Genomic DNA, 15,114 nt, shown 5'->3' on the forward strand with positions numbered 1-15,114 from the left:
CCTCTCTTATTGCTCAATAAAGGCAGTATCAATCGCTTTAACTACTTCGTCAAAACGGCTAGTAATACTTTCCTTCAAGTTAATCGTTTTATCCGTCGATACATCTAATTCGTCCACTAAGGAACGCACAGTATGAAATACTTCTAATAAATCTTCTTTTTCAATGCCGTCACTTGCAAATTTACGCACTTCATTTTCTAAAGCATTCGTAATAAGCTTATAAACTTCCAACTTCACTATTTCACTTTCATTTTTATTTTCGATAGTGAAATCGAGAAGGGCTTCGATATTTTCCCAATATTCTTTATACATCCCTTGATCTGATGCCTCTTCAACCTTCAAATTCACTTCTTCATGGAAAGTAGCAATAGATTCATAGATTTTAGCTTGGGCAAAATGCTTATTTTCCGGATCTTCTACTACGTCAGAGAACCATGTTTTTGCTGCTTTAATTCTAGTCAGCTGATTATCGTCTGTATTTTCTGATCCATAATCATAGTAATACCAATACGTTTTACCGATTTCATAAGCTAAATCGCTATAATGATCTGTTTCTACTAATTTAGCTAAGTTACGATTAATTTTTTTCTTCAGTATTTGTTCTTCTTCAATTTGAAAGCTTGCATCATCTTTAAAGGTTGTTAGTAATGCATAATAGGCTTCATGTTTTTCTGGTTTAATATCGATAGCCTTTTCATAATAATTGATTTTTTGTTCCTGCGTCGTAGCAGTATCCCCTAAATCTAAGTTTACTTCGTAATCATTGTTTACCTTTTGGGCGTTCATAACTTGGGCAAAAGCGCCAAAAACCAATGAAAACACAGCAGCAGCAGAAACGATTCCAAAGCGCTTTAATTTCTTCTTTTGGTTTTGTCGATACGTATCATCTACTTCGTCATACCGTTCTAAATCATATAAAAGCTCTGCACAAGATTGGTAACGGTCATTCGGGTTTGCTTCCGTACATTTTAAAATAATTTTCTCTAGTCCACTTGAAAGTATCGGATTTAATTCTCGAATAGGAACCCCACCATAGGGCTCCTCAGCTGGACTTCTACCCGTTACTAAATGGTATAAAGTCATTCCTAGACAGTATATATCTGTCCGTGCATCTGTCTGTCCTTGAGAACCAAATTGTTCGGGGGCAGCATAACCTCTAGTACCTAAATTAACCGTGTCGCCAACTTTATTTTCTTTGTACTCACGTGCGATTCCAAAGTCAATTAACTTTAATTGTCCATCCGGCTTTAACATGATGTTACCTGGCTTCATATCACGGTAAATAATTGGTGGGTTACACGTATGTAAATAATCTAATACGTTACATAGTTGTTTAGCCCATTCAATAACTTGCTCTTGAGGCTGCGCATTATTATTTTCCAATAATTTACTTAAAGGTTCACCTTCTATATAATCCATGACTACATAGATTACGTCTTTTTCTTGAATAATATCTACGATACGAGGAAGAGCTGGATGATCTAGGCGTTTCATCATATCCGCTTCATCAAGTGCGGCCTTTAAATTCACTTCACTAAATCCGTTCTTATTGATTCGACTAATTTCCTTTATAGCCCATTGCTTGTTCAAGCGGGAGTCCATTGCTAAATAAACTTTGGACATACCACCTTGTCCAATCATTCTTAAAATCTCATATTTGTTATCAATAATTCGATTCATTGAAGCCAATCTATTTTCCACCTTTAATCTACTTTTATTAAAATAATTGAAATATTATCCGTTTCATTACGAACTTTATTTAATTCAACTAATTCAATCGCTTTATTTTTCATTTGCTGCTCCGTCATTAATTTTTCTGGGGCAAAGGCTTGATAGATTTCCTCTTTTGAAATCATATGTCTAAAGCCGTCTGAACAAAGCATAAACACTGTATGTAACGTCGGTTTCCCAGATATAAACTGTGGTTCTACAACTCGTGATGCCCCTAAACATTGTAAAAGTACGTTTCTTCTCGGATCTTTTTCAGCTTGTTCAGGGGTTAAATTTTTTCTTTGTACTTCTCTATTTACTAATGTTTGATCTTCCGTTAACAGTTCTAATTTGGAATCGATTTTATAAACCCGCGTATCTCCAACATGACCAATTAAAAAAAAGTGCTCATCAATAATTAGTAGCCCTGAAAAGGTCGTACCTAGATTAATATTTAACCTTTTTCCGTATTCTCCGATTCGTTGGTTTTGCTCTTTTAAAAGTAAGTTCCATCTCGCTTGAATTTCATTCCAATTTTGATTTTGTAAAAGTGGAGGTAGGTCCTTATCAAACCATTTGGAAAAAGCAGAGATAACAGTAGCACTAGCTAGTTCCCCCTTTTCCAATCCCCCCATTCCATCACAAACAACCGCTAATACGACTTTCCCGACAGAAGTTTGCGCTACTTTTAATAAGAGACTATCTTGATTTGTTTGCTTCCTTATGCCTACATCAGTATGTAAAGCGGTCAATACTTGCATTTATTCTTCCACCTTTATTTATATGGAAAATAAAAATTCTTCATTTCCAAATTTAAGATTTGTTCCTGCAAAAATTTCCATTTCACTTTCAGGCAAGATGGCCAATCCTTCAACAAAGGTTTTATTTGTAGAACGACAATCAACAATATAAAACCGATTGTTTCTACGAATGATTTTCGCGTGATATCGACTTATTGCCTTATTATCAGAAATGACAAAATCACATTGGGAAGGATCTTTTCCGATTTTAAACTCGTCTCGATTAATCATCACTTTTTCTTGCGTACTTTTACGTTGCAGATAGGCAACTAAATCTTGTTCCAGCTCTCCTGAACCTAAAACTGTTGTACCTTCGAGTTCATCTGAATTACCTAAAACGGTTGTTTCACTGAACGTTTCCGTTGAGTTTTCTTCATTTAAAGAAGATTCTAAAGAGTGATCAACTGGTGGCATAACTTTCACTGGATGACCGCAATTGATACAAAATTTCGCACTCGAAACGAGCTTCGTGCCACATTCCATACAAAAAATTGTTTTAGAAGGCATTTCTACGAAGTTCGATACAACTTGGTTTGAAGCAAAAACTTCCCTATCCTTATTTAATTCCTTGTTTCGGTGAATAGGGTTATAAGCAATACTTACCGGCTCTTTGGAAGCGGGTTTTTGAACTACTTTCTCTTCTTTTACTAACTCCATTGATTTCCCCGAAATTTCAAAGAACATTCGCTCAAATCTTTGTAAAGAAAATGGTTGATTGTTTTTAAAAAACTCAAAATAGCGAGTCGTATAGTCATGATTTTCCGTACTGGCTAATAAGCACTGATGTAAAAATTCTTGAAAAAATCCTTTTACTGATAAAGGATTATGATTGTTTACTAATGGTAATAAAATTGCTTGCATTTCCATTGTTGTAGGGTTAATAAATATATAATCGAAATCTAACAAAATATTTTCAGAATTCGAATGGATTTCTTCACTACATCTGACGATATCAATTAATTCCTCAACAATTTTAAAAAATTGATGCTTCCAAATAATACGCTTCAAATAAATCTTTAATGGCAACATTTGATTTACTTCAAAAATCAATTGACTATATTTTTTCGTTATTTCATAACGACCCGCTATAAACTTTTGATGATGATTAATCATTTCTAATTGACGCTGATTAATATCTTCACTTTCAACGAGTTTAGCAGTTACTAAATAACCATTTGGAGTTTGTTTTAAATTTGTTATTGCCATTATAATTCTCCTTCAAATGAAAGGTTTATATCTTATTTGCTAGGTCGATTGCTTTTTCTTGCGCTTTTTTATATTCACTTGCCGTGTATCTTAGTAAGTCTGCATAGGATTGGAGCGACTTTTGATAAGAAACAGTTGTTGAATCGGAATCATCTAATTCATTCCACTGTTTATAAAACTGATTGTAGTCCTTCCCTTGCCAAACTGTACCTAAAGTGATGACTTCCTGTGTTGCTTTTTCCATCTCACTTTTTTGTAATTTAATATAGCTTTCGATCTCTTTTGCAGCCGTTTCGAAGTGATTGTAATTGACTGAGATTTTACCCATTTTACACCTCCACTACTTAAATAAATTCGCTAAAGATTCGTTTGTATCTTCTGTTTGTTTATATCCATCTGAAATTTGTTGATTTAATATCGTTGAAAAGTTTTGAACGACTTTAAATCGATTCGAATGGAAGTCATTTTTAATCGAATAAAATTTCGTAATAACCGCATCGGCTGCAGCACTTTCCCAATTGGAGTTTAGCGACTTTATTTTTTGCTCCGCGTCGGATATGCCGCTATGGATTGCTTTATTACAAGACGAAATGTTGCTAGCAATTTTCTTTACTTTATCAACATCTACAATAATTTGCTCTGACATGGAGACCCTCCTAAATCATCGTTTTACCATTCAATAACATTTCCAACTTTTGTTGACGTTCCCGTTCTTTTCGTTTTTCTTCTCTTCGAACTTCTTTAATATGATCTAAATGTTTAATAGAAGCCTCGCATTCTTCTATAAAATCTTGTAATTTACTTGAACATTGTTCCGCACCAATTCCTTTGAAATTACTACCGATACCACTAGCAATACTTTCAAGTTCATTTATGATGCTCCGTAATTCCGATTGCATTTGGCCTAAACTTCTACCCATGTATTGTTCACTCCTTATACACGACTTAAAATATTTTTTTCCGCTTTTTCAAAAGCATCGGCAGTACCGTCTAAGTAGTTAATACACTGTTGCACTTTCCTTTGTGAAGGGAAATTATTCGCTTTAATAGCGCTTATTACCGCAGGAAGGGACTCACTAAAGATTAAGCTTGTCATATCACTATCTAATTCGGCTAATCGAGATTTTACCTTCGATAAACGATTTGCATAGTTTCTTAGTGAATTCGTATCTAATTGTATATAAGGTGTTGCAACTGCTTTTGTTATACCAAATAAATCTTGGAAAAATCCTCCTGCTTTATTGATAAAATCGATGGCGCTATCAATGACACTTGCAATTTGCTTTCCAGTCCACTGAACCGCTTCACCTATTTGATTAGCAATCCCTTTGATCATATTAATTGTAAACTCTGCGATTGTTTCAACTAAAACTACACCTATAAAAGCAATGGCTGCTCTTATCGCAATTTGAACGACACCAGCAATGATTGTTCCAACAGCTGCCAAAACTGCTGCAGGTCCAGCTACCAGTAAAGCTCCTCCTACAATGACAATAGCTCCTGCGATAAGCCCTTTGCCAAAATTCGTAAGCCCTTGATCGTTAAAAATTTTTTCTTTGGTCCAAATAGCCGCTACTAGCATTCCACCCAACGTATCTATTAATAGATTTTTAGATACAGTAGGCAATTTATCTACAAAACTAGTAACACTAGCCATTATGCTTTCTTTCTGTTCCTGTTTACCTATAACAAATTGATCTCCATTAAAATCTAAAGTGTCCGTTGAGTGCTCAGCAATTAACGACCCACTATCTTTCCCTTCTGTTTTTAATGTTTGTCTTTCCACTATAGGTATTAATATTGCCCCTACAATACTCCATTGATAATGTTCAACTTTACCGTTTTCCGCCAAATATTGAATGCGTTCTTGATGTTTTGCAATATAATCTGAAGAATAACCAGGTCCATCTAAGTTATAACCTGCAATGTTAAAATTATTTATCTTCTCATATTGTTCAGCCATAATGGCTGCGTGTACAGCAAGATTGCCACCTAACGAATGACCTGCAAACTCTAACTCTCCGTACTTATCCAAATTTACCTTTTCGTTTAAGTTAGATAAAAATACTTCTACTTGCTGCTGTTGCTTTGTTTGAATATCTGTTACTAATTTAAGGTCCGCTTCATACCAGTCATTTTTCGCATTCCCTAACTCTCCTGGATTTTCACTACCTCGGAAACCAGCTGCATATTCTTCCCCTGTATCGATTAAAACTCCATAGAAGCCACTTTGTTCAGGTTCATTATGATTTTGCACATAGCTAACCTTCCAATCTTCGGCACCTATTTCTGTTAATCTATTTTTCACTCTAGTTAATTCTTCTATTTTTTCATCAGATAAAGTTTCACCTTTAAAATTTTTACCCTCACTAATCATTAAATTTATTTGATCCATGACGTTGTTAGATTCTTCAGCAGTTTCTTTTTTAAAAAAAACAAGGTCTTGATAAGCGATATCTGTAACGATTTTTTTCTCGTAATCATTTAAAGCCATTAATTAGTCCCTCCACCCAGGCTATTATTAATTTCTTCATCGGATTCTACGAAGCCATTTTCCGTTAATTCAACAAAAACTGTACTATCATAGTCATAACTTTCTAAATCAGAAGGGACTATATTGACTACTTTCGCTAAAGTTTCATTCACCTTTTTATATTCATCATCATTGAATAGCCAATACGTTGCAGAAATAGAAGGGCCAATAAACTGATTGTAGGATTGCTGTACAATCGTTTTTAACTTCTCCGCTGTAATGCTTTCATCATTTTTCATGACGATTTCTACATGAACATACTCGGATTTCGATTTTTCTAGATAGTCTTCAATCGTCATATCTTTCGTAATTTCAACAGATTGTTTTGGATGAATTCTTATCCACGAGGAAGCATCTAAGCCTTGACCTTCAATCGCTTTATTAAAAACCGATGCAAATTTATTCATTAACAACATCTCTGGGTAATTTTCAACAATGTTTTCTGAAGTATCCATTTCTGCAGTAAATAGAATGTCGGAATCTAATGCTTTCACATACGTCGTTACCGTATCATTGCTTTTCGTACCCCAGCGTTCCCCTATATATTGCACTTCAAAGGATTCATTGTATTTTTTTGATAATTTTTCCTCAATAACTTTAGCTGTTTTTTCATTTACATCACTGCACCCTAGCAAACTTAAGATGGAAATGCCCATTACAAATACGCCCACTTTCTTTAATAATTTCCTCATATCATATGCCTACTTTCATTAGAAATATTTAAACCTTCATTCCAATTATAAGGAAAAAGGTTAGAGCAAAATTGTGTGAATAATTTGCCACGATTATTTGTTTTTAAAAATAGATGTATTTCCTTGATTATTCGCAGCGACACTAAAAATAATGTCTCTCTGATTTAACATATATAGTTAACGTATCATTATTTTTAGTACCGTAACGATTATCAAGGGTTGAAACTGTGATTTTTCGTACCACTTATAAAATAGAAGTGAAACGAATAAAACACCACCTTTGTTGTTTAGTTTGTAATTGTAAATCTACTTTATCTTGTTATTTTATACTCGATTTAAAATGTTTCTTTCCGCCCTTTCAAAAGCCTCTGCCGTACCATCTAAGTAGTTGATACACTTTTGAATTTTTCTTTGAGACGGAAAATTATTTGCGCGAATCGCACTAATAACAGCAGGAAGTGACTCAGTAAAAATTAAACTTGTCATATCACTGTCTAACTCTGCCAAACGGGACTTCACTTTTTCTAAACGATCAGCGTAATTTCTTAATGAATTAGTATTTACGTTGATATATGGGGTTGCAACGCTTTTTCCGCTAATAATTAATATCTGCCTTTTTACTATTTTAAGAGTAGAAATTACTTCAGCATAAAAGTTTCCAAAGGCTCTAATAGCTGGTTCTGAATAATTACCAAAAGCAATAAGTGCTTTTTTCGTTACATCCATTAATTCGTTAACAGCAATGTCTATTCCTTTGTTAGTATAATAACCAATAGTATAAATCAATTTTGCTGGTAAATTTATTGAAGCATACCGAAATTGCATAGTACCTAAAAGGTATGTACCAAAAACTTTAGTAACACCTTGCAAAGGATAATCTACTAAATTTTTCATATCTAATGGAACCGCATATCCATCTTTATCAACCTTCATTGCCCAATAAGAGTGTGGACCCGTATAAGAATCATCCTTTCCATTATTTTCAACATATCTGGAAGGGTATAAATTATATCCTAGTCCAGATACAAAATCTCCGTTTACTATTATTGAATCAAATTTTTTCAAGTAAAGGGCATCAATCTCTTTTGGGGTTAATTGAAAGATATTTATAGGTTGCGCATTTATTACTGTCACACCTTGCACGTTTTCTTCATTTCTTACATAAACTTTCGTTGCAAGTTCTCCACCCTTAGAGTGACCAAATAAATAATTGTCCCCTTCTGTATTTTGATAACGTTCAAAAAACATAGCAGCTTCCCGGGATTGTTGTGAATTACCAAAAACTGCTGTTTTGAAATTATCCCACATATCAACTAACCAGTGTTGTCCATGACTCTTATTCTCACTACCTCGAAAAGATATGCCAGTATTTCCTTCGGTATCTTTGAACGCAATAGCAGCAAATCCAGAATCAGAGTTGTTATTTTCATATCCTACAATTTCTAATTTTTTTAAGTTATTATTATTTTGGATACTCTCAATTATTTCTTTATCTTCCTTAGCAAATGATTCACCATATTTAGTTAATAAATACTCAATTGTAATATTTCCATTATTATTGATTATGTCTATATCTTCAAAATCGAGATTTAAATAAGCTAATCCATTCAAAAATGCTTTCTGTTCATCTGTCAAAGTTTTTAAATCAACTGATTCAATCATTTATTCCCTCATATAATCTTTTTTTAAATTCTTCAAAAGTTAAATTAGTTTCTTGAAGTAATCTCATATACGCAGTAAGACTTTCGTCATATTCATTCCATCTTTTAAGTTTTCCAAGGTAACGGTATTTTTCAAGGTATTCTGAGGATTTATTAATATCCCCCTCAAATCCAAGACTAAATGTGTTTACATCAAAATTATAAGAATTTATTTTAGAATATAAATTGTATATTTCCTCCAGATTCACAGACTCTAAAGGTTCATTAATATAAATAAAGGTGTTTATCGAATTCAAGCTTGTAATATAATCATTAAAATTATTCTTTAAATCATTCACATCCACACCGTCCGTATCTTGTATATTCCCACTTACATAGAACTTACTATTAGTTATATAGCTTAAATCCTCAATTCCTAGTTCTTTTTTAAATAAGTAAGACGCTAACATATTACGGTAATTATCTTGGTATTCTCCTTTTTTTCCTAAAAACTCAGTTACCAAAATTGTAATACCCAAATTATTCTTAGCAATTAATGTATTTTGATTTGTAAAATCGTTAAATCCCTCTTCACCGGGAATATATTCAACGGCTTCGAAATTCTCGTCATATTTTGAATTTATGTAGCTTAACATGTCATCTATTTTTTGTTGGTTATCTTCTTCAGAACTATTTTGCATACACCCACTCACTCCCATTACTAAACAAATAGTTAATAAAACTATTAATACATTTTTCATATTTAAGCTCCCGTTTTTGAAATTAAGTGCTTTTAATACTTCGCTTAATTCATATCGTTCAAAAATTTATATAAAGTATATCCCATTATTTTCAACTTCAACTAAAGACGATGGTTATCCCATCGTCTTTAGATTTGTCATGCATGTTAAGTATTATTTAAATGCGTCAGCTAAGTTTGTGTTTGCTGATTCTGTTTCGAAGTAACCTTGATCTACGTTCGTACGTAGGAATGTTACATATTGGTTTAAGATGTCTTCGTATGTTTGGAAATATTGATTTGAAAAGCTGTTATAAGAATCGATTGTTGCTTGAGAAGCTTCCCCTTCCCAAGTATTCCCTAAGTTTAAAATCGTTTTTTTACTGTTTTCTAATTCTTCACGTAAACGTTTATTTAACGTTTCGATTGTTGATGCAATTTGATTTACCTGTCCAGTATCAACGCGAATATGTCCTGCCATAAAAAATCATCCTCTCTATTAATTCGTTAATTTTTGTACAGAAGAAATGTTTGCTTGTTGGCGTTGCTCATAGTTTTGTTGTTGCGTTTTTAATGCTTGGCTAGCTTGCTCTAGGTGAGTAGCCATTGCTTTTAAATCTTCTGAGAAGCCAGTAATTTGGTTAACGAAGGCCATGTTGTCCTCCCCTTCCCATGCTTGCCCCATTGTACTTGCTTGTTGTAAAAGCTGAGTATAAATATCAGTATAAGTACCTGCAAGTTCTGAGAATTTTGATGATGCTTGGCCTAGTTCCTCTGGTGTAACGCGAATACGTTTGCTCATTCTTTTCGTCTCCCTTCAATTCATAATAAATTTATATCAACATTAGCTTCGAGCCGTTTTGAATACCGAGCTCTGAAACTGTCATGTTAATATTGAAAATAATGCTTGTTTCAAAATCACATAAAATGGTTTCATTGTTTGCTTTAAATGTTCCTCCAGATAAATCAGTGATTAAAGCACTCACAACAGGTAGCACTTCACTTAATCTACTTTCCAAAGGTAGATACACATCAAAGCTTCTATTCGATGCAGGTAGAAAGATTTCAACTAACACTTTGTTCATCAAATTCTTCCTCCTTTATCGGATTTAACAATTTCACTTTTGTCGCTTTTCCATTTCGTACAACATATCCAAACTCATCTGTCATATCAATATCAGCACGCATTTCGGCATTTACATTTTTAATTTCCAATTTAAATTGATCGGTAATGCCCGAACCAACCCAAATGGCATCCGTTAAGCTGACATTTTGTTTAAACCATTGTTCAAACGTTATGCTTGATAAGTTTTTCGATTGTTCTACTAGAATAATCGTAATATTATATTTAACATTACCTTTTTCAAGGATAAGCTCTAGTTTTTTAGCATCTTCACCCGTTAACTGGGATTTTAATGCAGTGACAGATTGAATCATATAAACCCTTTGTTCAAATGGTTCAATCTCTGTTCCAGATTCTAAGGCGTCTTTATACGTATTATTGCGGTATAAGACTAAACTAAATAATTCATTAATTGCTTGCTTGCAAGCTTCTAATGATTCGTGGCGTATAATATGAGGCGAATCCATCACCTCTAATTCACGCTTGAAATCTATTACTTCAATTGGAAGAGTTGTTTTTTGGCCGATAAAATGGGCCAGCTCTTTTCCAAATATATTTGAACCTTCTCCATTTGAAAGAACAAGGTTAATATAAAATTTATTAAATGGATAGTGGGCTACATTTAATGATGATTTTTCAACACCCACTGGCAGATTTAATGCATTTTCAGTTGAAAGATAATTAGATAAAAATTCGATATCTACATTCTTCGGTAAGATCGGGATTCGTTTTGCCCCCGGTTTGCCCCATGCCTTCTGAGCTTCATTACACATATTGACGATAAATGGATAAGGAATATCCTCTTCCGTTATATGCGCTACTTGGAACTCATACACTTTATCTAATTTAATTAACCCGCGTCCTTTATGTTTCGATGGAACTAATCCACCCGTTTTTCCTACAATCATTGTGTAGTCGTTTTCGTCATTCAACTGTAATGCAATTTGTTGCTTAAAGTTTTGTAACAATCTAAACCTTACAGAGTTTGCACTTAAAGCCGTAAGAACAAAGTAAATACCATATTTCGTTCCTTCACGGGATAAATAGGCAACCGCCTCTTCCTTCTCTTCAAATAATTCTGTGAAGGCTGAGAAGTTATTAATTGCTACAACGATGGAAGGAACCTTATTGCCTGTTAGACGAATATAGGAAGCTTGATCTCCACCATAGTCAGCAAACATTTTTTTACGATTCGATACTTCTAATTTCAACATGCGGAATAAATTACTTACCTTCTCGCCTTCATGGGCGTATATAACATCTCCAACATGTGGTGCCGATTCAAAGGCACGTAAAGTTTCAGAAGCAAAGTCTAATAAATAAATATTCACTTCATCCGGTGTATGTTCCTTCATTAACGATGTAACCATCGTATTTAAAAATGTTGTTTTCCCACTTCCTGCAGCACCATAAACGACTACATTTCCTTCTTGAGTTAAAGGAAGACGCAATACATCTTGCTTTTGATTTTCAGGATCATCGTATTCCCCAATAAGCGGATTTAATGCAATTGATGATTTTGGAAGTGGATACTTTTCCATTAAAGCATCTAATAAAATCATGCTTGGAATTGGCTCTAACCAAAGTTGACGAATTTTAATCTTTTCTTCATCTGCAATTTTATTTAAATATTGGGTAATGACGTCTAATTGTTTTTTCGGATTGCTATTTAATGCTTTCTTCTTATCGTATTTTCCTTCACGTAACGGTCTTCCGTTACGATCAATTACGACGATACTATTATCTTTTTCAACTACAATTTTGTCAGATGGATAATACGGAGCTCCTGCCCAAGCAGACTGACCCAATTCAAATAGCTCATTATAACCTACTTGTAAGTAGAATCGACCAGTATCTTTTAATTCAGCAGCTTCCGGACGTTTCAACATATCCATACTATCTGCTTTATCTTGAACTTTCAGGCTGACACGGAATCTACTGTTACTCCAAATTTGATCATCTACGACACCGCTTGGCTTTTGGGTTGCTAATATTAAATGCACCCCTAAACTACGACCGATACGTGCCGCACTGACAAGTTGTGCCATAAACTCAGGCTGTTGGGTTTTTAACTCAGCAAATTCATCTGAAATGATGAATAAATGTTGTAACGGTTCATTTACAACACCTTCACGATAAAGACGTTGATATTTATAAATATCGATATTACTCTCGCCTACTTGTTTACTTGCTTGTGCAAATATCGCTTGGCGTCTTTTTAATTCACTTTCAATCGATACGAGGGAGCGTTTAATAGCCGCCCCATCTAAGTTCGTTATAATACCTGCTGTATGAGGTAAATTTTCGAAGGATTTTGCCATACCGCCGCCTTTATAATCGATTAAAATAAATGCCACTTCATTTGGATGGTAATTCACAGCAAGAGATAATATATACGAAATTATAAATTCACTCTTACCTGACCCGGTCATTCCGGCAACTAAACCATGAGGGCCATGGAATTTCTCATGTAAATCCAACATAAATGTTTCGCCTAAAGTGTCTACCCCGATTTCAGCTTGTAAAGATTTTGTCGGGTCATTTTCTTTCCAGCGAGTTAATGAATTCAAATGTTCTACTTTCCCAACACCGAATAGTTCGAGGAATGTAATGACTTTCGGTAAATTAAATCGTCCATCGGAAATATCTAAAGGAATATTCGCTAATTGGATACTTAATTTTTCAGCATCTGCCTTTACATCAATATCCGGTTCGAATTCTACAATTTTTCCTGAAATATCATTTTTATCGAATAAATAACCTTTATTATTTTTCAGTTCGACTACTTTTGTACATTCCTTTGGTAAATGTTTCAACTCATCATAGAATGTAACAACGCTCATCATTATTTGCCTTTTCTCTTCAAATAACTGCTTGAACATTTCACCGCGTTTGGCAAGTTCTTTACTCATAGAGAAAATGACGTAATAAGGTTTAACTTCTTCGATTTCTGAATCGTTTGCTTGTTTACGATATTCGATTTCCTTCTCTAAATAAGCAGATAGTTCTTTCATTTCATTTTTATCACAAGCGATAAAACGGAAAGAACGCTCGTTATTCCAAACGTGGGGAAGCCATTTTGTAAATTTAAATATTTCTTCCTCATCTTTATCGTAAACAAATACCATTTTCAGCTCATCGTAACTATATAAGGATGCTAATTGGAAAATAAGTCCTTTTGCAAACTCAATACTTCTTTCCCGTTCTCCAATGACACCAGCAAAGCGATCTTCATATAATGAAATGGTTTTAGGGACATTCTCTAAAATTTTTGGTTCTTCACATAACGTATAAAGTTCTTCTTGTAAATTATCATCTTCGATTGAGAACTTTTTCTCTGCAAATTTAATTTCCGCATTTAACTCTTCTTGTCCTAAACCAACTCTTAATTTTAAGAAGTCATCTTGCCCAAAATCTCGTTCCCATAAATTACGGCCTCTATTTTCAATACGGCCAATACAATCGTCTACTGTCACGATATTCTCATGTAAAATCGCCGACTGCCGATCACATTCATCTTTAAAAATCGTAGCGAAATGATCCAAATATTTTTTATATTTTTCTTGACGTTTCTTTTCTTTTTTCCGTCTACGTTTTGCATCATATTTTTTTGAAAGAATTGGCCATAAAATCGTACCGATTAACATACTACAGGACATAATGATTGCTGGAGTGGCAGCTGCAATATTACCATTTGCCATCGCATTGTTAATGGCAAAAAGGGCCGTTGCCATTGAAGCCATACCCATCGTTACCGATGGTCCAATGACGAGCATAATCGGCATTTCTTCACCAATTGCATTTGGAGGAGGAGAATCTACTTTAAATACAGGTTTTTCAATGTCCCGTTTGAACCGTGGAGAACGATAAAAATAATCGGGTTCAATGTTTTCTACTTCTTCATCTTCTTCATTGATTTCCTCTATCTCTTGCGGCTCAAAACGCTGTAATAACGGGGATTTAATATGTAAGCTTCCATCTGGATTATTACAAGCAATAAAGCAACTTCCTACAATAATCTTAAAACCCATTACGTAGATTAAGTCGCCAAAGTTTAAATCTTTCTCTGTAACACGTTCTCCGTTTACATACGTACCATTTGTACTATTTAAATCCTTAATGCGCCACTGATCCTTATGTAAACTAAGTTTGAAATGTGCCCCAGATACAAATCGATTATCTAATACAAGATCATTCTGTTCAGAGCGACCGAAAGTAATTTCCATGTCACGATCGACTAATAATTTGGTAAACTCCTGACGATCTAATGTATTCGGTTCAGTAAAAATAAAAGTTTTATCTGTATCTTCTTTGACACTTAGATTGTAAATACTTAATGGACTTAAAATCGTATTTTTGATTCGGCTACCTTTTGAATCTAAAATGGAATAGTTTTTATTTGATTTTAATATCCATTCTTGTTTAGAAGATGCCTCTATACTGATAAGTTCTTTCGTATTTGCATTATCATATATCCAATATTGACCTGTTACTTTTTCAGGTAAAATAGTAGACGAAATACTCTTTTTACTTAGCAATGTGACTATCACTTTTTGGAACCTCCTGAAAAAGTATTATATTACTGGAAAATAAGTAATTATACCAATGATTATTCTATTTTTTGGTATTTTCTTCAAAAACCATTATCTACTATTTCCTATGAAAGGTAAA

Annotated in this window: 14 protein-coding genes; all 14 read right to left on the reverse strand. The window is 33.9% G+C overall.

Features of this window, described 5'->3' with window-relative positions:
• Positions 1-6 precede the first annotated feature (6 nt).
• Entirely contained in the window at positions 7-1,680 is a 1,674-nt protein-coding gene (locus tag H9636_RS09495; protein WP_225230165.1) for a serine/threonine protein kinase, read from the reverse strand.
• A gap of 23 nt (positions 1,681-1,703) precedes the next feature.
• A complete protein-coding gene (locus H9636_RS09500; RefSeq protein ID WP_191707384.1) occupies positions 1,704-2,471 on the reverse strand; it encodes a PP2C family protein-serine/threonine phosphatase in 768 nt (255 codons plus the stop codon).
• 18 nt (positions 2,472-2,489) lie between these two features.
• Positions 2,490-3,716 carry an FHA domain-containing protein gene (locus H9636_RS09505; RefSeq protein WP_191707385.1) on the reverse strand — a complete coding sequence of 409 codons (1,227 nt, stop codon included), beginning with the start codon at positions 3,714-3,716 and terminating at the stop codon, positions 2,490-2,492.
• A 25-nt stretch (positions 3,717-3,741) separates the two neighbouring features.
• The gene (locus H9636_RS09510; protein WP_191707386.1) at positions 3,742-4,044 is read right to left on the reverse strand and encodes a WXG100 family type VII secretion target; all 303 of its coding nucleotides are present in this window, start codon (positions 4,042-4,044) and stop codon (positions 3,742-3,744) included.
• A 12-nt stretch (positions 4,045-4,056) separates the two neighbouring features.
• Positions 4,057-4,362, reverse strand: a complete 306-nt coding sequence (locus H9636_RS09515; protein ID WP_122971539.1) for a WXG100 family type VII secretion target — start codon at positions 4,360-4,362, stop codon at positions 4,057-4,059.
• A 10-nt stretch (positions 4,363-4,372) separates the two neighbouring features.
• The gene (locus H9636_RS09520; protein ID WP_191707387.1) at positions 4,373-4,636 is read right to left on the reverse strand and encodes a hypothetical protein; all 264 of its coding nucleotides are present in this window, start codon (positions 4,634-4,636) and stop codon (positions 4,373-4,375) included.
• 14 nt (positions 4,637-4,650) lie between these two features.
• Positions 4,651-6,210, reverse strand: coding sequence for an Mbeg1-like protein (locus tag H9636_RS09525; protein ID WP_191707388.1), 1,560 nt, complete (start codon positions 6,208-6,210; stop codon positions 4,651-4,653).
• Positions 6,210-6,941, reverse strand: a complete 732-nt coding sequence (locus tag H9636_RS09530) for a hypothetical protein (RefSeq protein ID WP_191707389.1) — start codon at positions 6,939-6,941, stop codon at positions 6,210-6,212. The genes H9636_RS09525 and H9636_RS09530 overlap by 1 nt, the downstream gene beginning before the upstream one ends.
• Before the next feature lie 324 nt (positions 6,942-7,265).
• Positions 7,266-8,603 carry an Mbeg1-like protein gene (locus H9636_RS09535; RefSeq protein WP_191707390.1) on the reverse strand — a complete coding sequence of 446 codons (1,338 nt, stop codon included), beginning with the start codon at positions 8,601-8,603 and terminating at the stop codon, positions 7,266-7,268.
• Complete coding sequence (locus H9636_RS09540; RefSeq protein ID WP_191707391.1) at positions 8,596-9,342, reverse strand: hypothetical protein; 747 nt, start codon at positions 9,340-9,342, stop codon at positions 8,596-8,598. The genes H9636_RS09535 and H9636_RS09540 overlap by 8 nt, the downstream gene beginning before the upstream one ends.
• Positions 9,343-9,495: 153 nt before the next feature.
• On the reverse strand, positions 9,496-9,801 hold the full coding sequence (locus H9636_RS09545; RefSeq protein WP_122971533.1) for a WXG100 family type VII secretion target: 306 nt from the start codon (positions 9,799-9,801) through the stop codon (positions 9,496-9,498).
• 18 nt (positions 9,802-9,819) lie between these two features.
• The gene (locus tag H9636_RS09550; RefSeq protein ID WP_122971532.1) at positions 9,820-10,122 is read right to left on the reverse strand and encodes a WXG100 family type VII secretion target; all 303 of its coding nucleotides are present in this window, start codon (positions 10,120-10,122) and stop codon (positions 9,820-9,822) included.
• Positions 10,123-10,153: 31 nt separating this feature from the next.
• Positions 10,154-10,405 carry a ubiquitin family protein gene (locus tag H9636_RS09555; RefSeq protein ID WP_122971531.1) on the reverse strand — a complete coding sequence of 84 codons (252 nt, stop codon included), beginning with the start codon at positions 10,403-10,405 and terminating at the stop codon, positions 10,154-10,156.
• Positions 10,386-14,993, reverse strand: coding sequence for a type VII secretion protein EssC (gene essC / locus H9636_RS09560; protein WP_191707392.1), 4,608 nt, complete (start codon positions 14,991-14,993; stop codon positions 10,386-10,388). Before essC ends, H9636_RS09555 begins: the two co-directional genes overlap by 20 nt.
• Positions 14,994-15,114 lie beyond the last annotated feature (121 nt).

It is taken from the genome of Ureibacillus galli (assembly GCF_014836845.1).
GTDB lineage: Bacteria > Bacillota > Bacilli > Bacillales_A > Planococcaceae > Ureibacillus > Ureibacillus galli.

Bases quoted from the DNA above. Each gene is read 5' to 3' on its own strand.
- H9636_RS09555 (WP_122971531.1), bottom strand. From the start codon at position 10,405: ATGAACAAAGTGTTAGTTGAAATCTTTCTACCTGCATCGAATAGAAGC.
- H9636_RS09550 (WP_122971532.1), bottom strand. From the start codon at position 10,122: ATGAGCAAACGTATTCGCGTTACACCAGAGGAACTAGGCCAAGCATCA.
- H9636_RS09545 (WP_122971533.1), bottom strand. From the start codon at position 9,801: ATGGCAGGACATATTCGCGTTGATACTGGACAGGTAAATCAAATTGCA.
- H9636_RS09510 (WP_191707386.1), bottom strand. From the start codon at position 4,044: ATGGGTAAAATCTCAGTCAATTACAATCACTTCGAAACGGCTGCAAAA.
- H9636_RS09500 (WP_191707384.1), bottom strand. From the start codon at position 2,471: ATGCAAGTATTGACCGCTTTACATACTGATGTAGGCATAAGGAAGCAA.
- H9636_RS09530 (WP_191707389.1), bottom strand. From the start codon at position 6,941: ATGAGGAAATTATTAAAGAAAGTGGGCGTATTTGTAATGGGCATTTCC.
- H9636_RS09525 (WP_191707388.1), bottom strand. From the start codon at position 6,210: ATGGCTTTAAATGATTACGAGAAAAAAATCGTTACAGATATCGCTTAT.
- H9636_RS09535 (WP_191707390.1), bottom strand. From the start codon at position 8,603: ATGATTGAATCAGTTGATTTAAAAACTTTGACAGATGAACAGAAAGCA.
- H9636_RS09520 (WP_191707387.1), bottom strand. From the start codon at position 4,636: ATGGGTAGAAGTTTAGGCCAAATGCAATCGGAATTACGGAGCATCATA.
- H9636_RS09540 (WP_191707391.1), bottom strand. From the start codon at position 9,342: ATGAAAAATGTATTAATAGTTTTATTAACTATTTGTTTAGTAATGGGA.
- H9636_RS09505 (WP_191707385.1), bottom strand. From the start codon at position 3,716: ATGGCAATAACAAATTTAAAACAAACTCCAAATGGTTATTTAGTAACT.
- H9636_RS09515 (WP_122971539.1), bottom strand. From the start codon at position 4,362: ATGTCAGAGCAAATTATTGTAGATGTTGATAAAGTAAAGAAAATTGCT.
- H9636_RS09495 (WP_225230165.1), bottom strand. From the start codon at position 1,680: ATGAATCGAATTATTGATAACAAATATGAGATTTTAAGAATGATTGGA.